At 56.3% G+C, this 24,172-nt stretch carries 26 protein-coding genes and 2 pseudogenes; 8 read left to right on the forward strand and 20 right to left on the reverse strand.

Going from position 1 to position 24,172, the window contains the following annotated elements:
- Window positions 1-201: 201 nt before the first annotated feature.
- Window positions 202-405, reverse strand: a complete 204-nt coding sequence (locus NKF27_RS15035; protein WP_045993826.1) for a cold-shock protein — start codon at window positions 403-405, stop codon at window positions 202-204.
- A 365-nt stretch (window positions 406-770) separates the two neighbouring features.
- The gene (locus NKF27_RS15040; protein ID WP_253552853.1) at window positions 771-1,568 is read right to left on the reverse strand and encodes an OBAP family protein; all 798 of its coding nucleotides are present in this window, start codon (window positions 1,566-1,568) and stop codon (window positions 771-773) included.
- Between the two features lie 439 nt (window positions 1,569-2,007).
- On the opposite strand from NKF27_RS15040, the pseudogene NKF27_RS21185 reads away from it, so the two are divergent.
- A pseudogene (locus NKF27_RS21185) lies at window positions 2,008-2,794 on the forward strand (CmcJ/NvfI family oxidoreductase).
- A gap of 192 nt (window positions 2,795-2,986) precedes the next feature.
- A complete protein-coding gene (locus NKF27_RS15055) occupies window positions 2,987-3,736 on the forward strand; it encodes a 2OG-Fe(II) oxygenase (protein WP_253552865.1) in 750 nt (249 codons plus the stop codon).
- 138 nt (window positions 3,737-3,874) lie between these two features.
- On the opposite strand, the gene NKF27_RS15060 is transcribed toward NKF27_RS15055, so the two are convergent.
- Window positions 3,875-4,789 (reverse strand): LysR family transcriptional regulator, encoded by a 915-nt coding sequence (locus tag NKF27_RS15060; protein ID WP_253552867.1) that lies wholly within the window; start codon window positions 4,787-4,789, stop codon window positions 3,875-3,877.
- Between the two features lie 196 nt (window positions 4,790-4,985).
- Here NKF27_RS15060 and NKF27_RS15065 point away from each other — a divergent pair, with 196 nt between their 5' ends.
- Window positions 4,986-5,444 (forward strand): YeeE/YedE family protein, encoded by a 459-nt coding sequence (locus NKF27_RS15065; protein ID WP_253552869.1) that lies wholly within the window; start codon window positions 4,986-4,988, stop codon window positions 5,442-5,444.
- The gene (locus tag NKF27_RS15070) at window positions 5,441-5,854 is read left to right on the forward strand and encodes a DUF6691 family protein (protein WP_253552871.1); all 414 of its coding nucleotides are present in this window, start codon (window positions 5,441-5,443) and stop codon (window positions 5,852-5,854) included. Before NKF27_RS15065 ends, NKF27_RS15070 begins: the two co-directional genes overlap by 4 nt.
- Window positions 5,855-6,106: 252 nt before the next feature.
- On the opposite strand, the gene NKF27_RS15075 is transcribed toward NKF27_RS15070, so the two are convergent.
- Complete coding sequence (locus NKF27_RS15075) at window positions 6,107-6,463, reverse strand: nucleotide pyrophosphohydrolase (protein ID WP_213231463.1); 357 nt, start codon at window positions 6,461-6,463, stop codon at window positions 6,107-6,109.
- 490 nt (window positions 6,464-6,953) lie between these two features.
- On the opposite strand from NKF27_RS15075, the gene NKF27_RS15080 reads away from it, so the two are divergent.
- On the forward strand, window positions 6,954-7,241 hold the full coding sequence (locus NKF27_RS15080; protein ID WP_253552873.1) for a CopG family ribbon-helix-helix protein: 288 nt from the start codon (window positions 6,954-6,956) through the stop codon (window positions 7,239-7,241).
- Window positions 7,242-7,267: 26 nt separating this feature from the next.
- A complete protein-coding gene (locus tag NKF27_RS15085) occupies window positions 7,268-7,555 on the forward strand; it encodes a type II toxin-antitoxin system RelE/ParE family toxin (RefSeq protein ID WP_253556486.1) in 288 nt (95 codons plus the stop codon).
- Here NKF27_RS15085 and NKF27_RS15090 read toward each other — a convergent pair.
- Window positions 7,506-8,042 (reverse strand): hypothetical protein, encoded by a 537-nt coding sequence (locus tag NKF27_RS15090; RefSeq protein WP_253552874.1) that lies wholly within the window; start codon window positions 8,040-8,042, stop codon window positions 7,506-7,508. The two genes, NKF27_RS15085 and NKF27_RS15090, sit on opposite strands and share 50 nt — an antisense overlap.
- Window positions 8,043-8,697: 655 nt before the next feature.
- On the opposite strand from NKF27_RS15090, the gene NKF27_RS15095 reads away from it, so the two are divergent.
- Both NKF27_RS15095 and NKF27_RS15100 read left to right on the forward strand, forming a co-directional pair.
- On the forward strand, window positions 8,698-8,955 hold the full coding sequence (locus NKF27_RS15095; RefSeq protein WP_253552875.1) for a type II toxin-antitoxin system Phd/YefM family antitoxin: 258 nt from the start codon (window positions 8,698-8,700) through the stop codon (window positions 8,953-8,955).
- Window positions 8,952-9,374: a type II toxin-antitoxin system VapC family toxin gene (locus tag NKF27_RS15100; protein ID WP_253552877.1), complete on the forward strand. Its 423-nt coding sequence runs from the start codon at window positions 8,952-8,954 to the stop codon at window positions 9,372-9,374. Before NKF27_RS15095 ends, NKF27_RS15100 begins: the two co-directional genes overlap by 4 nt.
- Window positions 9,375-9,412: 38 nt before the next feature.
- Here NKF27_RS15100 and NKF27_RS15105 read toward each other — a convergent pair.
- From NKF27_RS15105 to NKF27_RS15175, 15 genes and pseudogenes are all read right to left on the reverse strand, one after another.
- Window positions 9,413-10,431, reverse strand: a pseudogene (locus NKF27_RS15105) (IS30 family transposase).
- Between the two features lie 83 nt (window positions 10,432-10,514).
- Complete coding sequence (locus tag NKF27_RS15110; RefSeq protein WP_253556532.1) at window positions 10,515-10,787, reverse strand: hypothetical protein; 273 nt, start codon at window positions 10,785-10,787, stop codon at window positions 10,515-10,517.
- 30 nt (window positions 10,788-10,817) lie between these two features.
- Window positions 10,818-11,671, reverse strand: a protein-coding gene (locus tag NKF27_RS15115; protein WP_253552879.1) for an IS5 family transposase whose coding sequence is annotated in 2 segments (ribosomal slippage) — window positions 10,818-11,317 and window positions 11,317-11,671 — 855 coding nt in all. Because the reading frame shifts where the segments join, the coding sequence is not laid out codon by codon here.
- 851 nt (window positions 11,672-12,522) lie between these two features.
- On the reverse strand, window positions 12,523-14,127 hold the full coding sequence (locus NKF27_RS15120) for a type I restriction-modification system subunit M (RefSeq protein ID WP_253552881.1): 1,605 nt from the start codon (window positions 14,125-14,127) through the stop codon (window positions 12,523-12,525).
- Complete coding sequence (locus tag NKF27_RS15125; RefSeq protein WP_253552883.1) at window positions 14,124-15,308, reverse strand: AAA family ATPase; 1,185 nt, start codon at window positions 15,306-15,308, stop codon at window positions 14,124-14,126. The genes NKF27_RS15120 and NKF27_RS15125 overlap by 4 nt, the downstream gene beginning before the upstream one ends.
- Window positions 15,305-16,534, reverse strand: coding sequence for a restriction endonuclease subunit S (locus tag NKF27_RS15130; protein ID WP_253552885.1), 1,230 nt, complete (start codon window positions 16,532-16,534; stop codon window positions 15,305-15,307). Before NKF27_RS15130 ends, NKF27_RS15125 begins: the two co-directional genes overlap by 4 nt.
- Before the next feature lie 4 nt (window positions 16,535-16,538).
- Complete coding sequence (locus NKF27_RS15135) at window positions 16,539-19,592, reverse strand: type I restriction endonuclease subunit R (protein ID WP_253552887.1); 3,054 nt, start codon at window positions 19,590-19,592, stop codon at window positions 16,539-16,541.
- A gap of 68 nt (window positions 19,593-19,660) precedes the next feature.
- A complete protein-coding gene (locus NKF27_RS15140; RefSeq protein WP_253552889.1) occupies window positions 19,661-19,954 on the reverse strand; it encodes a nucleotidyl transferase AbiEii/AbiGii toxin family protein in 294 nt (97 codons plus the stop codon).
- Window positions 19,944-20,720: a type IV toxin-antitoxin system AbiEi family antitoxin domain-containing protein gene (locus NKF27_RS15145; protein WP_253552891.1), complete on the reverse strand. Its 777-nt coding sequence runs from the start codon at window positions 20,718-20,720 to the stop codon at window positions 19,944-19,946. The genes NKF27_RS15140 and NKF27_RS15145 overlap by 11 nt, the downstream gene beginning before the upstream one ends.
- Window positions 20,721-21,347: 627 nt before the next feature.
- Window positions 21,348-21,542: a hypothetical protein gene (locus NKF27_RS15150; RefSeq protein WP_253552893.1), complete on the reverse strand. Its 195-nt coding sequence runs from the start codon at window positions 21,540-21,542 to the stop codon at window positions 21,348-21,350.
- Window positions 21,539-21,832, reverse strand: coding sequence for a hypothetical protein (locus NKF27_RS15155; protein ID WP_253552895.1), 294 nt, complete (start codon window positions 21,830-21,832; stop codon window positions 21,539-21,541). Before NKF27_RS15155 ends, NKF27_RS15150 begins: the two co-directional genes overlap by 4 nt.
- A gap of 3 nt (window positions 21,833-21,835) precedes the next feature.
- Entirely contained in the window at window positions 21,836-22,831 is a 996-nt protein-coding gene (locus NKF27_RS15160; RefSeq protein ID WP_253552897.1) for a type IV secretion system protein, read from the reverse strand.
- The gene (locus NKF27_RS15165) at window positions 22,828-23,121 is read right to left on the reverse strand and encodes an EexN family lipoprotein (RefSeq protein WP_253552899.1); all 294 of its coding nucleotides are present in this window, start codon (window positions 23,119-23,121) and stop codon (window positions 22,828-22,830) included. The genes NKF27_RS15160 and NKF27_RS15165 overlap by 4 nt, the downstream gene beginning before the upstream one ends.
- Window positions 23,122-23,130: 9 nt before the next feature.
- Window positions 23,131-23,781, reverse strand: a complete 651-nt coding sequence (locus NKF27_RS15170; RefSeq protein WP_253552901.1) for a type IV secretion system protein — start codon at window positions 23,779-23,781, stop codon at window positions 23,131-23,133.
- 2 nt (window positions 23,782-23,783) lie between these two features.
- Window positions 23,784-24,107 carry a hypothetical protein gene (locus NKF27_RS15175; protein ID WP_253552902.1) on the reverse strand — a complete coding sequence of 108 codons (324 nt, stop codon included), beginning with the start codon at window positions 24,105-24,107 and terminating at the stop codon, window positions 23,784-23,786.
- Window positions 24,108-24,172 lie beyond the last annotated feature (65 nt).

Raw genomic sequence — 24,172 nt, forward strand, 5'->3', positions numbered from 1 at the left:
CCGTATTACCGAGCGCAGGCACTTTTCAGACAAGCCCTAGATAGCCGGGCCAGGCTGCTTCGCAAGACAACCCGAGCATGCGGAGCCCGAAAAGAAGATAAACGCCGACCACACACGGCCAGACCTAGACTTTTCACACACAAAAACGACAAGACCCGCCGGAGCGGGTCTTGTCATTCATCTCAGTAAGCTAACTAGAAGTTAGATAACCTTGATGTTAGAAGCCTGAAGGCCTTTCTTGCCCTGGGTCACGTCAAAAGATACCTCTTGACCGTCCTGCAGGGACTTGAAACCTTCAGCCTTGATTTCGGAGAAGTGGGCGAACAGGTCGTCACCACCGTCGGCCGGAGAAATGAAGCCGAAACCTTTAGCGTCGTTAAACCACTTAACTGTGCCAGTTGCCATGATCGATTTCCTTAACGCAGAGCGTTGTCATTACAGTTTGCCGGGTGTCATCCCAGAAATATGGATATAACAAGGGGGATATTGCCAGGCTACCGAATGATTCGATCACTACTGAAATATACGACTTGCTAACCAACGAAAAGCATCCTCTCACGGCTCGCCGCGCCTTGTCAAACCTTTTTAAAGCATGGCAACAGAACTTTCGCACGTTGCGCTGCTGGTGCCCGGGACGAGGCTGGCGTCGCTGACCTCCCCCCGCTCCCACCAAGGACCCGCAGGGCCGCTCGCGTTTCACCAAGCGAGCAACCCATCATCCGGAACCCGGCGGTACCGATCACCACAGCCAACCGGCAAAAACGACGACATCACTCACTGGTCTTGGCTTCCACACCAGGGATGGGCTGGGTTGTCCTGGGAAACGCCCCTTTCAATACGTCAACACCCGACTGGGGATTGGCCAGCGGCACCAGATCTTGCCGGGCCTGACGCCGCTCCTCTGTGTCGATCCCCATACGTTGGTCTCGATTTTCGACCAGGCCTGGCTGCGGCTCTCCGGTACGATTAAAGGACCAAGCCAGATTGGGCTTACCCAGTGGCAAGGCCTGGTCTTCTTCATCGCTGTGTGAACTGCTCCATGTATGCCACGTCTTGCCATAGCTGTTCATCTTGGATTGCATCAGCTCATGATCAGCGGTTTCAGGCAGGTTGGGCGCGACCAATTGGCCAGACAGAATCTCCCCGTTATGAGGATGCCAATATTGCTTCTCTTCTTCAGGCAGGCTCTCAAAAACGCTTTCGGATATGATGTATTCCACCCCGGTGAGGTGGGCATCCGCAGTATTTCCATCGTAAAGCGCACACTGCATGAAGTCTTCATTGACCTGCTGGCAGAAGTGATGCGCTTCGAATTGATGGCTTGGCTCATCCTTCATGGGATGGAAGCCAACAAGATAAATATTGAGCTGATCCGTCGGTGCATCGGTCTGCAATGCACTGGCTCCTGCTTCCAGCACATTGGTCTTGGTGCTTTCTGGCTGTCCGGGCACGTCGGTTGCAGGGCCCGTCTCGGCCATACCGGTACAGCCGTTTAGAACGACGACACACAGAGCCGCTGACGCACCGCGATAAAACACTGGAGTTACAGGCACACGCTTATCTTTCATGACCATTCCCTTGGCACGATGAATATCACGCTCACCCATCGCATTATCTGACAGATGCGACTGGATGACGTCTTTGCAATAGCATCACGACTATACAAGCCGGCCCTTATCTACATCAACACGCCGAATGCCAACTGTATATGACGTCAGCCTTGCTCTTGGCGGCTCTCCCAGCCGTTGTTTATCAGTTATTTAGCGGCTTCTGGGCATCGGGATGAGGACGGAGACGGAGACAACATGCGGAAGCCACGGACGCTTGTCAGCCGTTGATTATTGCCATTCGTGCAATAACAAATTGCAGACAGGCGCCTTTTTTGTGTCTGCACCAATGCACTAAGCTCGCCAACCAGCCTGTTGGACTCGCCACAGCACAGGCGGTCGGCCCAAGTGCATGTCAGTGCTCATCCTCTGACGACTCATCGTGAAGGAGGTCTCGATCATGTCAGCGCCCATCCTTACCCGCTTGGCGTTCGTCAATTATCAGCTCGATCGCCCGGAAGGTCTGCTGATCAAGGTGGACCCGGACGGCGAGACCGGTCGGCGCATTGAGCCGAAGCATGATCGCCAAAGCGTCAGCTTGCAGGATCTGCGCGCTACTCCGCCAAGCTTCGCGTCCCAGGGCTTGCTGTTTCTCGATACGCCCGAGCTTGCTGTGGATGTACGCGACGCCAAGGCGCGCGACCGCCTGCACACGCCAGCCATCGAGGCGTTGCTCAAGCAGCAGCTCGGTGTCAGTGAGGTGCATGTGTTCGACCACACCTTGCGAGGCTTCCAAGGTGAACGCGTGCCGGCGCAGCATGTGCATGTCGACTACTCGCCACGCTCTGGCCCGCAGCGCGTGCGCGATCTGCTGCCGCCCGAGCAGGCGGAGCATTGGCTGAGCGGCCACTACGGCATCGTCAATGTCTGGCAGCCCGTCGAGCAGGCCGTCGCGCGTGACCCTGGCATTCGCCGATACCCAAAGCGTGCACCACGAGGACTGGGTCAACATCGACATCCTCTATCCAGATCGCTGCGGCCAGATCCAGGGCCTCGTCCATAATCCGGATCACCGCTGGTACTTCGTCTCACATATGCGCCCCGACGAAGCCATCGTCTTCAATGCCTTCGACAGCGCCGGCAAGCCACCGGTCGCGCATACCGCGGCCGAGCTGCTCGACACGCCCGAAGATGCGCCCACACGCACCAGCCTGGAGACGCGGGTATTGGTCCGCTATCCCGACTGAGGTGCAGCGGCCGTTGGTAGCGGCTGAGCGCCAAGGGCAACATGGCGGATACCGGGCCCATCCAGGTAGCTGACCATTTCTCCTCGGTACCGGCACTCACCGCCAGTTGACGGTCATCCAGGCCTTCCTCCCAGCAGGCATCGCTGTCCCCACGTTTTCGTCTCACATTCTTTGTCATTCAGGAGCTTTGCCATGAGCTTGTCATTCCATGTCGTCAGCCACGAACGCGGCTTCTCCCCCACGCCCCTGCCCATCTGGACGGACAACGGCGACGTGTCTGACCTCTTCGAAACCGACGCGACGCCTGAGGTTGTCCGTCAGGAGGTCGAGGGTGTCCCCGGCGCCTTCCAGCTGCTCAATGTGCTGACACCTGCCGAGGCCGACAACTTCGTTGCCGTTCTGGAGGACATGGGCTTCGAGGAAGATGCGCCCGTCTCCCTGCCGCGCTCGGTACGCCACAATCACAACGTCAACTGGATCGTCAGTGAAGCGGTCGATCAGGTCATCTGGCAGCGCTCGGCGCCGCTGGTCACCGAGCAGATCCAGGGCGAGGGAGCCAAAGGCATCAATGCGCGCTTTCGTGTCTATCGCTACGAGGCCGGCGACTTCTTCAAGCCGCACACCGATGGCGCCTGGCCGGGCAGTCGCGTCATCAATGGCGAGGTCGTCCAGGACGCCTATCCGGGCCTGATGAGCCAGTACACCTTCCTCATTTTTCTGAGCGATGGCTACACTGGCGGGCGCACCGAGTTTCTGGTCAGCCGCCGTGATCCCGACAAGCCGGCTCAGTCGCGGGACGATATCCAGACGGTCTCGGTCTCCACGCCCAAGGGTGGCGTACTGTGCTTCCCGCATGGCTCGCATCCGCAGCACTGCGTGCACGCCAGCGAGCCGATCCGCGACGGAGCCAAGTACATCATCCGCAGCGATATCCTCTACTGAAGGCTCTCAGATGAGCGCCATCTGATAAACACCGCCTGATGAGTATCGTCCAAGCAGCCGCGACGTGCGCACAGGGCCCGATCTCCCTTTAGATCGGGCCCTTCGTGTATCTGGACGACGGACAGCGCTCACGCCTGGCTAGTGACAGGACAGCCGCTCGCGGCGGGCCAGCAAGAAGTCGATCCAGGCGCGCACGCGCGGGTTATGCTGATTCTCGCGCGCGTAGACGACATGGATACCGGTGTCGAAATCCGATGAGGTGACCTGATAGTCCTCCAGCACCGGCATCAGGCGGCCGCTTGCCAGCTCTTCCCGTATGGCCCAGAGCGGCTGTACCACGACGCCGGCGGCGCCCAGCGCCGCCTGGGTGAGAATGTCGGCATTGTTGGTGCGCAACGCACGGGCCCGCACCGAGATACGATGCTCCCGATCCCCCTGCACCAGTCGCCAGTGATGATTGGCGGTGGTATAGCTGAAGGTCAGCAGACGGTGCTGCTCCAGGTCTTCCGGCCGATGGATCGGGGGCCGGGCCGCGAGGTAAGACGGCGCGGCGGCCAGCACGAAGCGCTGATCACTGATGTGCCGCGCGATCAGGCTCGAATCTTCCAGGTGACCGATGCGCAGGGCCACGTCGAAGTGGTCCTCGATCAGATCCACACGCTGGTCGCTGCTGACGATATCCAGCGCCACCTCGGGATAGCGCTGCATGAACTCGCTCACCAGCGGCGCCAGATAGAGGCGTGAATAGCGCCACGGCACCGAGATACGCAGCGGCCCCGCGACGCGCTCACTCAGCGTCTCGAGCTCACCCTCCAGTTGTTCCACCTCGGCCAGAATGGCGCGAAAGCGGATCAGGGCACGCTCTCCAGCGGGCGACAGCCGCACATGGCGAGTGGTGCGCACCAGCAGCGGCTCGCCCAGCTGGCGCTCCAGATGATTGACATGACGCGTCGCCGTGGAACTGGCGATATCCAGCTCCCGCGCCGCCACATTGAAGCTCTGATGCTCCGCCACCTTGAGAAAGGTGCGCAGGCGTTGAGTCAGTTCGTTCATGGTGCTCCTGCGAATCCTCGGCGTCCCTGTCGCGTGCCCCACAGGTCAGCCGGCCGGCCAATCACCTGACCAGTAGACTCGGCAGTCGGTGGGCGAAGTCGCCTGGCGATGACGGTTGGCGATGACGGTTGGCGATGGTCGGGCTCGAGCATATCATCGTCGCAACGCTGGATGGCCGAAAGGGAGGACGAATGACATGGACATCATGAGCAGCATGAAAGGACTCGCCGGCGGCGTCCTGATCGGCCTCTCGGCAGTGATGCTGATGGCCTTTCTGGGACGTATCGCGGGTATCAGTGGCATCACGCGGGGAGCGCTTCTGGAATCAGGCCCGGACCACCGCTGGCGCATTGCCTTCGTGCTCGGGCTGATCAGCGGCCCGTTGCTCCTTGTGCTGTTCAATCTTGACTGGGGCAATGTGGCCGAGCGCTCAGATGCGCTGATCGGAAATCCCACCAGCGGGGGCCTGAGCATGATGTTCGCAGGCCTGCTGGTAGGCGTGGGAACAGGCATCGGGGGCGGCTGTACCAGTGGCCACGGCGTCTGCGGTATCGCTCGTCTTTCACCCCGCTCGCTGGTGGCCACTGTGGTGTTCGTGGCCGTCGCCATGCTGACGGTCTTCGTGAGCCAACACCTGATGGGAGAGTCACCATGAAAGCTGTCATCGGCTTCATCACCGGCCTGGTCTTCAGCCTCGGGCTGACACTCAGCGGCATGACCGATCCCGCGCGTGTCGTCGGCTTTCTCGACGTGGCCGGTGACTGGGACCCCACACTGATCTTTGTACTTGGCGGTGCCGTCATCACCACCTTCATCGGTTATCGCCTCGTCTGGCGGCGCGGCACTCCCCTGCTGGGCGAGCGCTTCCAACTGCCCAGGCGTCGCGATATCGATGGCCGCCTGCTGCTCGGCGCGGCCCTGTTCGGTGTTGGCTGGGGCCTGAGCGGTTACTGCCCCGGGCCTGCCATCGTCTCCAGCAGCGCCATGAGCCTGCCATTGGCGGGCTTTCTTCTGACGATGCTACTGGGCTGGTGGCTGGCCACACGCCTGACTCGCCGTCACTGACCCGAGTGCCACGCTTCGCCCAGCAAACGCCGGCCATCCGGCGGGCGTCACAACGGTGTCACACGGGATCTTGTGCGGCAGCTGGTTTATTTATCACTCTGAAAACGGCATTAAAGGCCGCTTTTAGCAGATAATTTAAACCGAAAGCTGAGTCTCTGGCCCTGCTTGAGGCCAAAATCAGTCGGAGGAAGCTTGAGAGACGAGGCCAGGCTGAGAAGTCCGCTGTAGAGAACGAAACGGCCACACAGCACGTCAATCCTGATAGTGCGTGTACTTTTTCGCACTCCCCTTTACCTTATCTGCGGGATATTTCTCAGCATTCTTCTCCATCTTCGCCCGGCACGCCGCTTCGATATCCACGTCCAGCTTGCCCGCCAGCCGGATCAGATAGAGCTGAACATCGGCGATTTCATCGCGCACGGCGGCCAGTTGCTGCTCATCCAGCTCCCTGGACTGCGCCTCGGTCAGCCACTGAAAGCACTCCTGCAGCTCAGCTGCCTCCACCGTCAGCGCCATGGCCAGGTTCTTGGGTGAGTGGAACTGATCCCAGTCACGCTCGGTGGCGAACTGGTCCATGGCGTCTCGAAGCTGCTTGAACGGGTCTGACATCTGAGGGTCACCTGGTTCTGCGGTATCGGATAGCGCTGAGCATGCCTGCTCTGCCGCTCGCTATCCAGCCAGCATCGACAAAGGCGACCATCCGGCTGTCGACTCGCTCACAGCGTGGAGAGGAATTTTCCGATGACTCTCAGGTCCCCTGACCTTCTCGCTCTGATACAGCTGGATCGTGAATCTGCCGGCGTGGTCCGCGTCCTCAATGGCGCTATGCTGCACCACAACGACCTTGCCTTGCCGTGTGCCACCAGGATTGGCACGGAACAGCCGCCAGGCGCCGTTGGGGATGCGCCCTCACCGCACAAACGATGGTCTATCTACCATTGAGTAAGAACAGCGTGATACCTAGAGCCTGACGTGCATCTCGAATAGACGATGTGATTGAGTACCAGTGGTGTATCTGTTCAGAGCGGATGCGAGTGGATGCATGGCATACTTCCCGTGCTATCCCGTGGTCACCGTGTAACACATGAGGATGTGTGTCATGAGCGATGCTACCTTCACCTTTCGGGTCGATGAGGGCCTGAAAGCAGAATTTGCCAGTGCAGCCAAGGCTCACGATCGGACCGGGGCACAGCTCCTACGCGACTTTAAGCGCAACTATGTAGCCCAGCAGCAGGAAGCACAGGACTATGACGCCTGGCTGATGTCCAAGGTGGAGCAATCACGAGCCTCGGCAGAAGCTGGTAATCTAATACCTGCTGTCGATGTGGAAGCCAGGTTTGCTGCCCGCCGTGCGTCTACCCGTGCTCGTCTGGCGAAGCCTAATTGATGGAACTGGTCTGGACGCCAGAGGCGATGCAGGATCGTGACGACATTTACGATTACATAGAGCCAGAGAATCCGCTGGCAGCCTTGACGTTGGATGACCTGTTTTCAGAGAAGGCGGCACAACTGACAGGCCACCCTGAATGTGGACAGCCTGGCCGTGCTCCGGGAGCTGGTTGTTCACCCCAGCTATATGTTGGTCTACGACGTTGTGGGGATGCAGGTGCGGATACTGAGTGTAGTGCACACAGCTCGCCAGTGGCCGCCCTCACTGGGATAAGAAGGTGTTCTTCGTCACTTCATGGGGATTTGACCTGATCCAGCATGCGCCACACAGGCTGCCGATCAGGTAGATCATGGCGATGAAATAGGCCTCGTTCCGGTTGGGGTCTCCGGCGGCACTCTGCACGGCATATCCGAAGAGAGCATTAGCGAGAAGTTTGCTGAGCTCATCTGCGATACAGGCCCGAAGGTCACTGCCGGCGGCTCTCACCTCATCAAGTAGCTCGGGGCGGCCATCCACGAGATTGAAGATGTCCTCGATGTCGTGGCCCGATAAAGGATCGTCCTCACCCCGCCCCTTGTAGGCTTCAAGCTTGGTGGCAACGAAAAGCGGTGGTGCGACCACACGGATGGAAAGACCCCCACCTAGGGAGACGGGCTGTGCCGTTTCCAGTGCCTGGGGATACCAGTGATTGCTGAAGCCGAGCACGTCGTCATGGTCCGGCATCAGATCGACGCGCAACACCTGCGTATTCCGCACCATCCTTAGGATCGCCCGACCGATCATTCTGGCGTAGCTCATTCTAGGTGTCAGGCTCAGAGTATGAATGCTGGCCGAAAGTCCCCGGTGCCCGATACTAGTAAAGCGAATATCGCGATGGTTGCTGGTCAGATCCCGTGTCAGGGCCGTAAGGCCTACCAATTCGGCTGCTGTACCGGCTGGCGGTCGCATCTTATGGCGCCGACTCGCTTCAGAGTTCGATCAAATGCTGGGACTTATTTAGATGGAGACTACGCTGGGCAGCAAGCGCTCGCCTGGGGCTCGAAGCCCATTCACTAAAGGAAGCGGCGTTGAAACGATGTCCGTGGACAGCCAAGCATCGGGAATTCCCGAGGTGCGAGAGCAATGTCAATTCCAGACAGCACAACCAACAAGCAAGTGGGAGGGCGGTGGTGGGCCCAGCAGGACATGACCCTGCGACCACGGGATTGTGAATTTGCCGCCCACGCGCTATGCATTGAAAAATCAAGCGTAGCCGAGCGAAATCCAAAAAACCACAAAACATTCGAGTTTCAATGGTTTAGCGAAGATTGGCGAAACAGGACAGACCTGATGAATGTACCCCTACTGTACCGCCCAGTTGCTACTGTCACGATAGCCTGCCATCCGCTCATGAACCGCCCTTCACTCGTGTAGCAACATACCTACATTAGTGGCTCGTATAGGAGGTGCCATCATGACCATCACAACCCTATCCAGTCGAGAACTTAACCAGGACGTTACCCGCGCAAAGAAGGCGGCCAAGAGCGGCCCAGTGTTCATCACAGATCGCGGCAAGCCTGCTCATGTGCTGTTGAGCATCGAGGAATACCAGCGGCTTATAAGGCAACGTCGCAACATTGCTGATTCTCTGGCTATGCCAGACGTTTCGGAGGATATCGAGTTTGAACCGCCGCGTGTGACCATTGGCACACAGTCCGCTGATTTCTCATGATGTATGTTCTCGACACTAACGTCGTGTCCGAACTACGAAAAGTTCGGGCTGGCAAAGCTGACCTGAACGTTGCGACATGGACTGAAAGTGTCGATGCCGCCGAGCTTTTTGTGTCCACCATCATGGAACTTGAGCTTGGGGTGTTGTCGATTGAGCGCAAGGACGCTACCCAGGGGGCAGTGCTGCGCTCATGGCTGGAGCAACAGGTACTGCCGGAGTTCTCGGGGCGAACATTGCCAGTCGATGCAGCTGTAGCGCAACGCTGCGCCCGGCTATACGTCCCCGACAAGCGCGGCGAACGTGACGCGCTCATCGCGGCAACGGCCCTTGTTCATGGCATGACGGTAGTCACTTGCAATGTGGCCGACTTCGAGCCTACAGGAGTGACCATCCTCAATCCGTGGGAGGCGATGCAATGAAAGATCGAATACGGCGGTCTCAAACTACAAGCGCAACACTATTGGAGTGTCGGAGATCCGGGCGCTGACTTCTGGAGAACCTCCGCGTATACCTCCAGAGGCGTCTTGGCGTTCAACGTCTCTCTAGGCCTGGTATTGAGTGAGTCTGCGATCTCATCGAGCTCCTCCTGGGTGTAGGTCGATAGGTCCGTTCCCTTGGGCAGATACTGTCGAAGCAGACCATTGGTATTCTCGTTCGACCCACGTTGCCACGGGCTGTGTGGATCGGCGAAGTAGATGGCTGTCCCGGTACGTTGGGTTATTTCGGCATGCTTGACCATCTCGATCCCTTGGTCGTAGGTCATCGACAGCCGTAGTGAGCGTGGAACACAGTTCAATTTGTCACTAAAGCCGACCATCGCATCCGTTGCGGTCGTACCGTCCATTTTCACCAGGATGACGAAGCGTGTCGTGCGCTCGACCAACGTGCCTATGGCAGAACGGTTGCTGGCTCCCATGATGAGGTCGCCTTCCCAATGCCCGGGCATCAACCGATCTTCGATCTCAGGCGGCCGGAGATGAATACTGACCAAGTCAGGAATTTGGCGGCGACGATCCTTGCCACGACTGCGTGGACGCCGCTTTCCCTTCCCCTGCCGAAGGCAAGCAACGAGCTCTTTTTTCAGCGAGCCTCGGGGCATCACATAGAGCGCGTTGTAGATGGCCTCGTGAGAGATCTGACGTGTGGGGTCATTTGGATACATGCGTTTCAGTGTGATGGCTATCTGCCTAGGAGACCAGTACTTGCGTAACAGGTAGGTCACCAGATCGAAGAGAGGCGTACCAAGGCGCAACTTCGATTGTCGTCGTGCTCGATGTCGCGTCAGCGTGGCCCTGAAACCCGCCAGACTGGCGTCATAGCCAGCATGAGAAGGTACCGCATGCCGAGCCAGTTCCCGAGAAATCGTGCTGGCAGCTCTCCAAAGGTACTTGGCGATGGAGCGTATTGACGGTCTTCACGCATCAGCATGATGGTGGCACGTTCTTCAGCAGTAAGGTGGTGGTAGCAATGAGTCATAGCGATAGCGTACCTGATCGATCAGGTGTTGCACTTGCTCATTGAGACCGCCATACAGACAAAAAGATACTATTCAAGGTGAGCTACTCGAAGGGGTATTCGAGGTGATAACTAATATTCGGTCCGCACAAAAGCCGGAATCGCCGGAAAGTGAGACCCTTGACAGCCGGGAACAGTCGAGCCTCCAGCGCCGCTTCGTCGGTGCCATCGGGTAGTGGCCAGCTGAAGCCGGCCTCCTGGGCCAGGCTGACGTACTTGCTGACCACGCCCTTGGAGAGGCCACAGGCCCAAGCAATCTTCTCGTGGCTGAGACCGGCGTCGTACTTGAGGCGCAACACCTCGGTGATGGTTCGCATGGGAATCCTCGGTGCTAGCATCGTCCCCTCCTAGGTTCTGTCTGGAAAGTCAGCACGTAGGCAGCGATCTATGCAGGCCAGGCATACCATCGCTCTGAAGCTGCTGGCCAACTTGTCGTAGCGGGTGCAGACGCGGCGCAGTTCCTTGATCCACGCGAAACAGCGCTCGATGATGTTTCGCTCTCGATAACGGGGTTTGTCGAAGCCCCGAGGGGCGCCAGGTCGAGGCTTTCGCTTCATCTTGCGCCGAGCGATGATCGGTTTCATGCGGCGCCGGTCGCAGTAGCGGCGAAAAGGATCACTGCCATAGCCCTTGTCGGCCACGATGTAGCGACAGCGCTTACGTGGTCTGCCCCGGCTTCCAGGCAGATGAACGTGTTCCATGGCGGTGATGAAGTGGCCTGTATCCGAGTCCTGACCGGGCGAGAGCGTGAAGGTTAGCGGCCAACCATACCGATCACAGACCATGTGGATCTTGGTCGTCAGGCTGCCTCGGCTGCGGCCCAGGGCGTGGTCTACCGGCTCTTGGCATCCCCCTTTTTGCCGCCTCCAGAGGCGGCACGGGTGGCGCGAATCGACGTCGAGTCGATCATCCAAGTGTCCAGATTCATCAGGCCATCTTCTCGCAAACAGAGCTGGAGCCGCGCCAGGATGGTCTCGAAGGTGCCGTCATCGCACCACTGACGAAAGCGGTCATAGACGGTCTTCCATGGGCCGTAGCGCTCTGGCAGATCGCGCCACTTGGCGCCCGAACAAAGGATCCAGAAGATACCGTTCAGCACCTGGCGGTCATCGCGGCGGAGGCGCCCCGTTTTCTGCGGCGGCGACACGATGTCCTCGATGAGGGCCCAGCCGTTGTCGGAGATCTCGTAGCGTCCTGCCATGAGTCACCTATGCTGCTGCGGCATAGGTGGCATTAGCAAATTCGAGTTTTCGGACAAAGCCTAGGCCAAAGCAAAAGAAGGGGGCTTCCGTAAAAAGCCGAATTATTACAGTGAGTTAGATAAGACTCCGGGAACGTGACCGATGATTCCGGTATCGTGACCACGGATTTTGGGAAAGCGGCCGAAATCGATCACGATGAAACGTAATGGCCGGTCACGTTAGCCTGGAATAGTCGGTCACGATAGATCAAAACGGGCGGTCACGATGGTGCGGACTACGCAACATGACCTCAACTTGGGGCCATTTGCGCTTGCACGCGGCTTGAAGCCGGCTAAACCAAGAAAGGGGGCGCTACAACCATCTCCGTGTGGCAGCTCAGTACCTGGAGTTCCCGTGGTACGGAAGCAATAAAAAGACAGAGACGGCACAACCAGCAGGTAGAAAGGGACGATGGTGGGCCCAGCAGGACTCGAACCTGCGACCAAGGGATTATGAGTTCGCTTTTAAAACAATAAGCCACTGAAAGAAAAGGGAAAGAGACTGTAATCGAGCGAAAGGTACAGTTCTTTGGAATCAGTAGCTTAACGAAAGTTGAGGATAGCATACGAAGCTGGTGTGTGTACCGCTGGTGTACCGTTCTGGGGACCTCCCCTAACTCGAATAGCATGCCTCAGAGAGAGCGCAAGGCTGCTTCTCTCAAAGGCATGCTGATCGCTTACGACCAAGAGCAGCATTTCAGTAAATATTGACGCAATACTGAAGCTCCCCAGCGGCACTGGCCACCAGCGAAATTGCGGTCCAGTGCCGCGCTTGGTTATGAGCTTTCGGCAATATACCCTATTGTGTCCCACTACACCGACTGTAGTCCCAGCTCTTTCAGGTACCGGTTGTGTTTCTCAGCGGCTTCGGCAATACGTTTTTCAATATCGCTCAGTTCGGCATTGACGCTGGCTAAGTCGATCTCCGGCTCGACCTCGGCAGTGCTGACGTAGCGAGATATATTGAGGTTGTAGTCGTTCTTCTTGATCTCTTCCAACGAAACACGCCTTGCATAGCGCTCTTCCTCCTTACGGTATTGGTAAGTATCGACGATCTTATCGATATCCTCTGGTCGCAGAGCGTTTTGACGCTTGCCCTTCTCGAAGTACTCGCTGGCGTTAATAAAGAGCACATCGTCGGGCTTTTTACACTTCTTCAGGACCAAAATGCAGACCGGGATACCGGTAGAGAAAAAGAGATTGGCAGGAAGGCCGATGACGGTATCAATATGACCGTCTTTGAGCAGCTTGGTACGAATACGACTCTCCACGCCACCGCGGAAGAGAACGCCGTGGGGCAGGATAATAGCCATAGTGCCTTCGTCGCCGAGGAAGTGGAATCCATGTAACAGGAACGCCATGTCCGCCGCTGACTTCGGTGCCAAACCGTGGCTCTTAAAGCGAAAGTCCTCGCCTAACTCTTCAGTCGGCGTCCAGCGGTAGCTGAAGGGCGGATTGGCAACGATGGCATCGCACTTGACCTTTTTGGCCGGGTTCATCTCGCTGAGCATGTCCCAATCGTTGATCAGAGAGTCGCCATGGTGGATCTCAAACTCGGTGTCCTTCATCCCGTGCAGCAGCATGTTCATGCGCGCCAGGTTGTAAGTGGTGATGTTCTTTTCCTGACCGTAGATCATGCCGATGCCGTAAGGTCCCATCTGGTTGCGAACATTAAGCAGCAGCGAGCCGGAGCCGCATGCGAAGTCGAGCACGCAATTGAGTTTCTTCTTTTTTCCGGTGGCGGGCTCTTGGCTATCGAGGGTGACAATACGAGAGAGAATGGTGGAGACCGATTGCGGGGTGTAGAACTCCCCGGCCTTCTTACCGGATCCGGCGGCGAACTGGCCAATCAGGTACTCGTAGGCATCGCCGAGAATATCACTTTCGGCAGAGAACTGGGCGATCCCTTCGGCGATCTTAGTGATGATAGTGCAGAGTTTCTTGTTGCGGTCGGAGGGGGTCCGGCCGAGTTTCTCCGAGTTGAGGTTGATCTCGGAAAATAGACCTTGGAAGGTGCTGGCGAAGGATTGGTTCTCGATATACTTGAACCCTCGCTCCAAGGTTTGCAGAAGCTCGGCATCCTGAATTCGGGCACGGTCATAGATGCTACTCCAGAGATAGTCTGGGTGGATGCAATAGTGCACCTTGCGGCGCATCTGCTTTTCCAGAGCTGGCACATCGTCAGCGTTGTTCTTATACCAGACCGTCAGCGGCGCACGTCGATCCTCTCCGTCCAGTTTGGGGTAGTCCGTCCCCAGTTCCTTTTTAGCTGCGGCCTCGTAGTTGTCGGAGAGGTAGCGCAGAAACAGGAACGACAACATGTAGTCGCGAAAATCGTCGGCATTCATTGCGCCGCGCAGGTCGTCTGCGATAGCCCAGAGAGTCTTACCTAGTTGGTTGAATTGTTCTTTGGTCATGGTGTTGTCACCATTGTTGAGCCACCGAGAATTTCCGGGAGATCGAATTGAAAACGGGCGATGAAATCGTTGAGAATATGACGAAATAGGTCTTGGTTATCCTCGCCCATCCTAGTTGGTTCATGTATGGCATATTTGCCGTGGCTGAGAAGATTAAGCGCTCGATTGAAGAGAGCCCTATTATCCTCGTCGTCAAGAGCCTTTAGGCAAAAAGAAATATCTGAATGGCCAAAGAAGGCAGCAGTCTTCTCCATGATACTCCGCAGTGCATTGAAGTGGAATGTATAGAGGGTTCCTGTGTCCGGGTCGGCTGCTTTTTTCAGCTCGGCGAGGCAGGCAACATGATGGAAGAAAGGTGCATCTTCGGTGGGTCGCAGGGTGTACCTGCCCTCACTATTGGGGCGATGAAGGAAATAGCGTTTGTGCCTCACACTGGGCTCATTTTCTTTCGACCTACCAATCTCATTACACATCACATTGAAAAATAGTGAATGGTGCGAGGATACGACGACCTTGAGGGGGGCAGCGGTCTCATTCTCATCTAGACGGTTAGTGGCTCGGCGGAGGAGTTTGGCGAGGTCGCAGGCAACAGCGATGGCATTATTGTCATCGAGGGAAGAAATTGGGTCATCGATGTATAGGTATTTCACCCATTGATAAGTTTCATGACCATCAAGAATGCGCTCACAAATGGCCATAAAGAGGCACCAAATGAAGATATTCTCCTCACCTCGAGATATTTTTATATTGTCTTGCCCATCCTTACTGAACCTTACAAAGCTAGGTTTAGAGAATGATTCTTCTCCTTGATGAATTTCTTTGTATTCAAAATCAAAACCGAAATCAGCATAGCGTTTTAGATATTCATCGATGGTAGGCTCAAGACCCAAGTTTGTAAATCCATCAAAGAATCTTGAACTATAGTTCACCTTCAATCCGCGATCAGAGTCATTCTCGAGGTCATTTTCCCATATGAACAGGTCCTCGGTGAAGGCATTGAAATAAAGTGTATCGGCATTACCGTTGTTTCTACGCTTACCATGGTTTTTAAACTCCACAGAGAGGCGGGTCTTTCCCGTACGATTGTAAGCATAAAGAAGAATCAATTCTTTATTATTCAGATCATCGCGCACGCGGGTGACCAGTCTACTCAAGTTCTGGTAGGTGCGAATCCCACTCATGACATTGTACCTTCAACGTCAGGGAAGAGCTGCTGCATCAACCCATCTTTATGGTTCTTGAGGGCTTTTAGTTTTTTCACTTGGGCTGTAATTAGCGCATCGCAGGAAGATAGACAGTCGGCGATTTTTTTCTGCTCCGGTTTTCTCGGCAATCGAACCACATAAGGTGTTATATGCTTATTATTTATTTGCGGTATCGCTGAAGTATCCGCGATTTTCGATAACCCTTCAGCAACAATCATGTAGTAGAGAAATTCCGCGAGCACACTACTCCTTGGTGTAATAGCCATGAGATTTGTATCCATTAAAACTTCTAAAGAATTAATTCTCACCTTATTTTTTAGAATAGCAGCACCTCTTTTGGGGAAAACAACAGAGCCGCAAGGAATCACTCCCAGCTCGTCATTGCTATATTCCCTGCTGCTTGACTGATATTTCTCACAGTTATTAAGATCCTCTACCTTGAGGAAGGGATATTGTGCTTTACCTGTCAGGTTGTATCGAGAGGGGCTGTAGCCGCTTCTAATATCAACCAACTGACCCAGCGTCGTCTCCCCCCACTCTCCCGCCCCCCGAAACTCAGGAAAGCGCAGGCGGGGAACGGTTTCGCCCTCGCGGGGGAAGAGTTGCTGTATGAGCCCTTTTTTGTGGGTCTTGAGAGCGTCGAGTTTGTCCACCTGGGCGGCAATCATCGCGTCAAGGGAAGAAAGGCAGTCGGCGATTTTTTGTTGTTCATCTGAGCCTGGCAATGCAAGAGGGTATTCCTTCATTAGTGCGACATCGCCCCTCGGCATCTTTACGCCTTTCGCACCCCTCATTACATAATTAATGAAAACCTCATTTTTCAACAAAAACGGCAAAAAGACATTGTTACTTCTACCCTTCGGGCGAATGACAACAACATCATTCGATGCACCGCCACTTCTGTTTGCCACCCAAGCCTTTCTCAGGTAGGGCCGAATATTTGCAATCAAAATATCGCCATTTTTATAGGCCGTAAATGACCCTGAAGGCGGTAATTTTGAAGCACTAGCAATACCGCCGAAATCAGGCAGTATATTCTCTGTGCTAACATATGTATCTAGCGAAAGCTCACTCAGCGAAAGCCTTTTTTTCACAAACTCAGAGACATCTTTATCGCCGAGCTTTTTAGGCACCCACTCCTCCGCATCCCGAAACTTGGGAAACCGCAACCTGGGCACCAATGCCTGCTTTTCATCTTTCATGTTATCACTCATACGCTGCCAAACCCGAAATCTCTCGCCCACTAGCCTGTTTCTTCAAGAAAGGCACCAGCTCTTCCATTAGTGCCAGTTCGGCCTTGCTCCGCGCCTTCCAACCCAGCTCTAGCGGCTCGAAGAGGTCGCTCAACTGCTCGCCGTCGAAGATCATACGGTCGAGGATATCGTCGACAAAGCTTTGCAGTCTGTCGCGCTCCAGCCCGTACCGTTCGGCGAGGGTGCTGAGTTCAGACTCGGCCTTGCACGCCTTGAAGGCCTGGTAGCCTTCGCGGATGTCCCACTCGCTGAGGCCCTTGCCGGACTCAAGGGTGTTGATGTAGGCGATGATATCGTCGCGCTCGTCCATCAGGTTGCTGTTGGCCGCGAGGAGGTTGATGAGCTGCTCGCGGGTGAGAGTTTTCTTGCCGGGAGCCTCCTGGGTAAAGCGGGCGACCAGCCCCATGATGTAGTCGTAGTCGATCATGGCCGAGGAGAAGAGCACGAATTCGAAATCAAGCTGCTCAATGGCTGCTTGGTCTTCTCTAGCGTCGCTCCCTGTCTTGCCTTGTTGCTGCTTGAGGTGCTGTGCGACCTCCAGGTACATGCCCTTGAAGCCGCGTAGTTGATCTTCGGGCAGGCGCTCTTTGATCTGCTGTTGCTGCTCGTCGCTCAGGTCGGTGTACTGATCAAGCTGGGTCTTGAGGCGCTGGACTTCCTTGAAGCGATTGATGAATTCGGCACGAGCGGTATCGCCCTTTAGGTTGTTGACCGCTGCTGGAGTGCAGGGCTCGCCTTGGGCCTGCATGAAGTTTTCCAGCTGCTTGACGGCTTCATCCAGCTTATCGATGACTTCGGGAGCGGGGTCGACCAGCCAAATTTCACGGGAGCGCTTGGCGTCCTCTCCAGAGAAGAGGGCGATGGCCTCGTCCACGGTCTTTTCTTGGGCGCGGAAGTCGAGGATATTGCCGTAGGGCTTAGTGTCGTTAAGCACGCGGTTGGTGCGTGAGAAGGCCTGAATCAGTCCGTGGTGCTTGAGGTTTTTGTCCACGTACAGAGTGTTGAGGTACTGGGAGTCGAAACCTGTAAGGAGCATGTCGACGACGATGGTGAGATCGATCTTGTTCTTTCTCGGGTAGTCGCTGTTGGGGTACTTCTGGTCCTTGATGCGTTGCTGCACATCCTGGTAGTAGAGATCGAACTCACCGAGCTTGTGATTAGTGTCGTACTGGGCATTGTAGTCGCCGATGATCTCCTGCAGAGCGGCCTTCTTCTTCTCCGGCTCTTGCTGGTTGTCTGCCTTCTCCTGTGGCAGGTCTTCCTGCAGCTGCTTCACATCCTTACTGCCATCCGCCGGCGGCGAAAAAACGCAAGCAAGATTGAGGGGGATGAAGTCCGGATCTTCGTCCCGACGCTCGGCCTGCGCCTGCTTGAAGAGATTGTAATAGGCGATCGCATCATTAATAGAGGCAGTGGCTAACACGGCATTGAAGCGGCGGTGGTTGGTGGCGGCATCGTGCTTGGTGAGGATGGCGTCCACAACGGCCCGCTGGGTGAGCGCCTGGCTGGGCTTGGGGCTAGCTGTGTTGGCCTTGCCACTGATTGGATTGTCGGCCTCACCTTGCTGTGCGGCCTCAGGCTTGTAGTAATCGATATGAAAGCGCAGCACGTTGCGATCATCGATGGCGTGGGTGATGGTGTAAGCGTGTAGCTGCTTTTCAAAGATGTCTTTGGTGGTGCGGTATGAACCCACGGTGCCATCGATCTGCTTATAGCTGGCGTTCTCCTCAAAGATGGGTGTTCCCGTGAAACCAAAGAGCTGCGCCTTGGGGAAGAAATCCTTGATGGCGGCATGGTTTTCGCCAAATTGGGAGCGGTGGCATTCATCAAAGATGATGACGACACGCTTATCGCGCAGCGGGGCCAGGCGCTCCTTGTAGGTGAGTTTGCCCTTCTCCTTATGCTGCAGAGCCTTTCTATTTGTCTCATCCAGCGCCAAGCCCAGCTTCTGGATGGTGGTCACGATCACCTTGTCAGCGTAGTCCTCGGAGAGCAGGCGGCGCACCAGGGATTCAGTGTTGGTATTCTCTTCGACACAGCCTTCCTGAAACTTATTAAATTCGATGCGGGTCTGGCGGTCGAGGTCCTTTCGGTCCACCACGAACAGGCATTTTTCAATATCAGGGTTGTCCTTGAGCAGGGTGGAAGCCTTGAAGGAGGTAAGGGTCTTGCCGCTGCCAGTGGTGTGCCAGATGTAGCCGTTGCCCCGGTTTTGGTGGATGCAGTCGACAATGGCTTTGACCGCATAGATTTGGTACGGGCGCATGATGAGAAGCTTTTGCTCGCTGGCAACCAGTACCATGTAGCGGCTGATCATCCGCGCCAACGTACACTTGGCGAGGAACTGCTCGGTGAAGTCGTCCAGGTGAGAGACTTTTTGGTTGTTCTCCTCGGCCCATTGGTAGATGGGTAGGAAGCGCTCGTCGGCATTGAAGGTAAAGTGGTGGTTGTGGTTATTGGTGAAGTACCAGGTGCGATCGCGGTTGCTGACGATGAAGAGCTGCATGAAGCAGAGCAGCGTGTTCGCGTATCCATTGCCGGGTTCGTTTCGGTACTCGACGATCTGCTCCATCGCCCGACGCGGGTTGATGCCCAGAGATTTCAGCTCGATCTGTACCAGCGGCAAGCCGTTTATGAGCAGGATCACATCGTAGCGGTGATGGCTGTTTTCGGTATTTATGCGGAGTTGGTTGATGACCTCAAATTCGTTTTTGCACCAGTCCTTAAGGTTGACCAACTGATAGTGCAGCGGGGTGCCATCTTCGCGCTCGATATAGCCATACTCCCGCAGGGACTTTGCGGCCTGGAAGACATCAGCGTTGATGATCTCATCGCGCAGGCGGGCGAATTCGGCGTCGAGCAGCTTGACCCTATTGAGTGCTTCGAACTTCTCACGGAAGTTCTGCTCCAGCGTGATCTTGTCTCGGATATCAGGACGGTATGTGTATTTAAGCTCTTCCAACTTCTTAATGAGATCCTGCTCGATCTGGCTTTCTTTTAAGGTCATCCTGATAACTCTTCTGAATTGCACGGGATCGTGACTGCGAAACATGCCTTGATGATTAGGGGAGCGTTTCACACGCTGAGGCTCGAGGACCGAAGTGTGCGCCGTTGTACTGCCCCCAGATCATTCACAGCACTGAAGGCCTCAACCAGTCGCAGCGCCTCGCGACAGCGTCGCAGGGCCTCGTCACGTGGCTCCAGCGGCAGGTAGGCCAGGTCGAAGTCGCCCGATACACGGGGTATTGGCTGCACGAAGAGGTTGATGGCCCTACAGTCCTTGAGAGCGAAGCACGGCCCACTATTGGGGAATGGCAGCAGCGAGACTAGCAGCCTGACCTGTTCGTGGTAGCGAGCGTCAATCGGCATACAAGAACGTCTCCGGCACCGTCACATGATATTCCCTGTCTAGCTTGCCGCCCTGGCAGAGCTGCCGCTTGCCTCTGCCGAGGTCCAGTCGACGTGGTTCCAGACGACCGTACCAGGCATGCCCGGCGTGGCGAGCCAGCACTAGGAAGGCACGCTTCGTTCTCACCGAACGGCACCCCTCCAGTAATGCCTGCAGCCGACGCGGACGCAGCGTATTGAGCCCGCCGAAGGTGTCCACCAGCTCACTGCTGAAAAGCAGCTCATTCGGCGTCACGGCAATCCATTCAAGAGCCGCTCGCTCCGGGGTCGATACCTGCAAGCTGAAGGCCCTGCCATCCGGCTCGTAGTCCATGAAGCTGCCGGGAAGTTGCACTGGCAGGCCCTTTTCAGAGTGGTGCACTATCCCCCCTGCCCATTCGGCGTCACTCAGCCACCGGGGCAGCCGAGCGGCCTCCTTACCATACAGGTGCGTCGTGCGCTCCCCCATGGGCAGATAATGAACAATGCCATGCAGTGCCAGGGCCGTCTGGCCACCCGGCCAAAGCGGTGGCAGCCCCGTGTCGTAGCTTGCCTGCAGGGCGAACACACCGCTCTCCCAGGTAAGAGGCGCCTCCGCTTGGAAGTAGGCGCCGTACCCCACGCGTTTCAGCCAGCCTCTGCCGGCCAGCTTACGCGCCTGATCCGAGGTGACGCCGTGTGATGCCAGCCAGGCGGTCGTCACGACGGCGCCATACGGGATCTTGTGCAGCAGACGGTTTATTTCCACGCCCAAAAGCCGCCCTATATTCCGTTTTCAGAGTAAAGGATAAACCACAACGGTTTATCTTCAAGCCCCAAACCGCCATTCCAAGCCACTTTTAGGAAAAATTTTAAACCGACAGCTGCATTTCCGCCCCCACTCGAGCTAGAGGGTGACCTCGCCGCAACGGTTGCAGGATCAGTCGCCCATCATCGATGCCGGCGCTCTCCCCAGGCGACCGGCGAAGCTGAAGCAGGTGGTAACTTGATGACGACGCCGGATTGCCGGCAACTGCCAGCACTTTGCGAATCCTGCCCTAGCTCAAAAAAAGCTCATGGATTTCGTACGCACGAAATTTTGACTCTGGCGGTGCCCTCTCTCGCGCTACGAATAGGGCGGTGGTACCACTGGCTGGCAGTTCGCGAATCCTGCTCTAGCTCTATACCCATTCATTCTTTTCGTACGCACGAAAATGGGGTCAGGGACGCGCTAGATTACCCAGTTAGTAATACGCACGGACCTGTCTCAAACTTCTCGGACTTGCCTCGTTACAACCACTTCGTTTCGTGTGCACGAAAAGATGCATGCCCTTGCGGCTGCGTTGTCGTCCCCAATCCGCAGGGGTTCGCCATTAGTAATACGGACGGACCTGTCTCAAACCTGCTCGTCGCCTGGGGCTGAGCGGGAGGCTTCGCCATTAGTAATAGGGGAGGCACTTGTCTCATCTTCAAGAGCCTCTCCCCACTTGCGCCGACGCTTGGCCATCTCAGCTTTCATCCACTGCCCGGCGGCGCGCATCTCGGCTCGCAGTTCCTCGATCTCCTCGGGTGTCAAACGCCGGTAGCTCATGAGGTCTCCTTCTGAGATGAATCACGCCGGAGCTCGGGATATATCGCTGCTCGCCATTGCCACTGAAGAACACATACGGCAATACCGACCACACAGACAAACAGGGTACGAGCAGCCTCGCCATCGCCAGCAAGGGCGACGCTGATCAAACCAGGCAGTTCAGGGAGCAATGCCACAGACAACAGGATACCCACCACCAGTAACATGCCCGAGATGGCCAGCCCTACCCCACGCTTTACCCGTGCCCAGCGGACGCGACAGGTATCTAACCACTTGATATTGGTATTCATGACTTAGCCTCCTGTCATCGTGTTGCCAGCACCGAAACGCTTCTGGTAGGCACGATAGGCAGACTTGGCGCCACGGTAAGGAGAGGTTGCTGCACTGCCTACTAAGCGTGCATCACGTTGAACGCCGCGATACTGACGGCGGATGGCTGAGGGACGCATCGCGGACATAGCAGAGCCCAGAGAGCCCTGAGTTGCCAATGCCACACCGCCGCCCAATGCAGAAGCAATGGCCGGCACCTGCTTCAGCACGAGGATGCCAAGGGCAAAAAAAGCAATCAGATAGGCGCTTGTGGTCATACTGGCCATGCTGCCTGCCGAGGATTCCACGATGTTCATGAACGCTTCGCTGACATCGATGACCATGCGCCCAATGGCTGAACCCAAAACCAGCAGCATGCCGAAATTAATCACCATGCCCAACCAGCTCTCGAAAAAACGCTGGGTGCTGTTAAACAGCAGGCCGATGATAAAGAGCGGACCAATCGCCAGCAGCACAGTCGTTGCTACCTTGCTGGCCAGCAGGAGAAACGCCACTACGATGGCAACACCGCCACCAAACACCATGATCAGAATTGCCACCAGATACATGCCGAAATCACCACTCATGACTCCCGCTTTATCCCAGGCCTGATCAGCTACGGCGAGAACGCGGGAGAACAGGCTGTCCAAAATGGCCGCGGCACCTCCATTGGACCCCGTGATGACTGCTGCTACCTTTTCCGGGCCGTGAGCCAGCACGTCCACCACAACGCCCATATAGGTACCGACCGTCAGTCCCAGCGCCATAATGAAGCCGATGCGAAGGATACGAAAAACGCCCTCCTGCAAGGGCTCACTGACCTTGCCAAACATCATCAAATAGCCCCAGATGGCAATCCAGACGATCAACATGCTGGTAAACATTGGCGTGATGTAAGCGATGAGGTCAGTAGCCGTATTGATGATGTACTGATCCAGTGCCTGATCAACGACGGAGAACATGCCTTCAAACAGGTTCATGAGTCCTCCTCGCTTTTGAGGCTAGATAGGTCGAGCTCGAAGGGCTCACCGCTAGACAGTGCCCGCTCCGCCTGGAGTGCATTAATGCAATTCGGCGCCTCCTGGAGTTCGCCAGGGTTGTTGCCACACGTCTCCAGTGTCTCCTTGCGCTCGTCGTGATGCGCTTTGTACCAGTCCACGGTCTGCACCGGGCCAGTATTCGGGGTATCATCAAAACACCCCGACTGCGCAACGCTGACCAGAACCACAATGGCAATATTTCTTGCGCACGAATTTTTCCTGATACTCATAAGGCCTCCTTACCAATCAAGCTCGAAAGGTTCCCCTGATGATGCGACGCGCATCTGCTGTACGCGCTGGTTGTGCATGGCTTGGCTAGCCTCGGCCTGCGAACGGAGCATGGACAGCTTTGCCATCTCGTTTTGCAGAATGACTTGCTCGGCGCCGATACGGGCCTGGAGGTCCAGAACGTCTTTCTGGTCAGGGCTGTTGTTGACCTCAGCCACCAAGCCAGTCAGCTCGCTGAAACGCTCCTGCGCCTGTTCCAGGGACTTTTGGGACTGGCCAAGCCAGGTCGCCGTGTTCTGGTTGCCGCTGTCGTACAGGTCCGCCACATCGCCGGTCAGGCCGTGTTCGTTCGCCCCCCTGATGCCGGCGTCGCTCAGCACCTGGTTAGGATCGACGTTCACGGCGGTGTCATAGGCCGAGTCGATGACGTTGCCCAAGCCACGAACCCCGCTCATGCTGTCCAACTCCTTGTTGGCCATTTCGAGCTGGCTTTTCAGTTGCTCGATTTGGGTAAGCATGTGTTGAACCTGCAAAATCTGCTGGGTCAGGCTCGACACGTCGATAACGGGAATCCCGCCTGCCATGGCTGGCTGCGATAGTCCGATGGTGGCCGCGAGGGCGACACCGGCCATTTTTCGCGCACACGAAATTTTGTTGCTCATGATCAAACCTCCTTTTGACGATCCTGGCGGGTCGCTTTGGCCTCCAGACGCCGTCTCGTCCTCTGGAGCGTGAGCGACCGTTTTTCAAAATCCAGGCTTTTCAGGTCGATAGACTCCATCACCTCTTTCATCTCCTCGATACAGGTGAAGAAGTCTTCGGGAAGGGCTTCCAACCCTTCGATGAGAAAATCGCAAGCGTAACCGGCGATGATCACCAGAGTTTGAATCTCACCCTGGATGGCGTGCTGTTCGACCGCGTGTGATCGGTACAGCCGTGACAGGCCACTGTCGGTGTAGGCGGGTGTGATACCCTGTTTGTTAGCCATGGATGCCTCCTATGCAGGCAGTCGTGGTTAGGTGCGGTCGGGGCCATCACCCCCGTTCCGCGCCG

The sequence above is a fragment of the Halomonas sp. DN3 genome, from assembly GCF_024137905.1.
In the GTDB taxonomy this organism is placed as follows: Bacteria; Pseudomonadota; Gammaproteobacteria; order Pseudomonadales; family Halomonadaceae; genus Halomonas; species Halomonas litopenaei.

What these genes read in the sequence shown, in the direction of transcription:
- NKF27_RS15130 (WP_253552885.1), bottom strand. Translation starts at nt 16,534, where the DNA reads ATGAAAGATGAAAAGCAGGCATTGGTGCCCAGGTTGCGGTTTCCCAAG.
- NKF27_RS15075 (WP_213231463.1), bottom strand. Translation starts at nt 6,463, where the DNA reads ATGTCAGACCCGTTCAAGCAGCTTCGAGACGCCATGGACCAGTTCGCC.
- NKF27_RS15155 (WP_253552895.1), bottom strand. Translation starts at nt 21,832, where the DNA reads ATGAATACCAATATCAAGTGGTTAGATACCTGTCGCGTCCGCTGGGCA.
- NKF27_RS15080 (WP_253552873.1), top strand. Translation starts at nt 6,954, where the DNA reads ATGAGCGATGCTACCTTCACCTTTCGGGTCGATGAGGGCCTGAAAGCA.
- NKF27_RS15040 (WP_253552853.1), bottom strand. Translation starts at nt 1,568, where the DNA reads ATGAAAGATAAGCGTGTGCCTGTAACTCCAGTGTTTTATCGCGGTGCG.
- NKF27_RS15095 (WP_253552875.1), top strand. Translation starts at nt 8,698, where the DNA reads ATGACCATCACAACCCTATCCAGTCGAGAACTTAACCAGGACGTTACC.
- NKF27_RS15175 (WP_253552902.1), bottom strand. Translation starts at nt 24,107, where the DNA reads ATGGCTAACAAACAGGGTATCACACCCGCCTACACCGACAGTGGCCTG.
- NKF27_RS15140 (WP_253552889.1), bottom strand. Translation starts at nt 19,954, where the DNA reads ATGCCGATTGACGCTCGCTACCACGAACAGGTCAGGCTGCTAGTCTCG.
- NKF27_RS15150 (WP_253552893.1), bottom strand. Translation starts at nt 21,542, where the DNA reads ATGAGCTACCGGCGTTTGACACCCGAGGAGATCGAGGAACTGCGAGCC.
- NKF27_RS15100 (WP_253552877.1), top strand. Translation starts at nt 8,952, where the DNA reads ATGATGTATGTTCTCGACACTAACGTCGTGTCCGAACTACGAAAAGTT.
- NKF27_RS15160 (WP_253552897.1), bottom strand. Translation starts at nt 22,831, where the DNA reads ATGAACCTGTTTGAAGGCATGTTCTCCGTCGTTGATCAGGCACTGGAT.
- NKF27_RS15120 (WP_253552881.1), bottom strand. Translation starts at nt 14,127, where the DNA reads ATGACCAAAGAACAATTCAACCAACTAGGTAAGACTCTCTGGGCTATC.
- NKF27_RS15090 (WP_253552874.1), bottom strand. Translation starts at nt 8,042, where the DNA reads ATGAGCTACGCCAGAATGATCGGTCGGGCGATCCTAAGGATGGTGCGG.
- NKF27_RS15070 (WP_253552871.1), top strand. Translation starts at nt 5,441, where the DNA reads ATGAAAGCTGTCATCGGCTTCATCACCGGCCTGGTCTTCAGCCTCGGG.
- NKF27_RS15125 (WP_253552883.1), bottom strand. Translation starts at nt 15,308, where the DNA reads ATGAGTGGGATTCGCACCTACCAGAACTTGAGTAGACTGGTCACCCGC.
- NKF27_RS15165 (WP_253552899.1), bottom strand. Translation starts at nt 23,121, where the DNA reads ATGAGTATCAGGAAAAATTCGTGCGCAAGAAATATTGCCATTGTGGTT.
- NKF27_RS15035 (WP_045993826.1), bottom strand. Translation starts at nt 405, where the DNA reads ATGGCAACTGGCACAGTTAAGTGGTTTAACGACGCTAAAGGTTTCGGC.
- NKF27_RS15060 (WP_253552867.1), bottom strand. Translation starts at nt 4,789, where the DNA reads ATGAACGAACTGACTCAACGCCTGCGCACCTTTCTCAAGGTGGCGGAG.
- NKF27_RS15085 (WP_253556486.1), top strand. Translation starts at nt 7,268, where the DNA reads ATGCAGGATCGTGACGACATTTACGATTACATAGAGCCAGAGAATCCG.
- NKF27_RS15135 (WP_253552887.1), bottom strand. Translation starts at nt 19,592, where the DNA reads ATGACCTTAAAAGAAAGCCAGATCGAGCAGGATCTCATTAAGAAGTTG.
- NKF27_RS15065 (WP_253552869.1), top strand. Translation starts at nt 4,986, where the DNA reads ATGGACATCATGAGCAGCATGAAAGGACTCGCCGGCGGCGTCCTGATC.
- NKF27_RS15170 (WP_253552901.1), bottom strand. Translation starts at nt 23,781, where the DNA reads ATGAGCAACAAAATTTCGTGTGCGCGAAAAATGGCCGGTGTCGCCCTC.
- NKF27_RS15110 (WP_253556532.1), bottom strand. Translation starts at nt 10,787, where the DNA reads ATGCGAACCATCACCGAGGTGTTGCGCCTCAAGTACGACGCCGGTCTC.
- NKF27_RS15055 (WP_253552865.1), top strand. Translation starts at nt 2,987, where the DNA reads ATGAGCTTGTCATTCCATGTCGTCAGCCACGAACGCGGCTTCTCCCCC.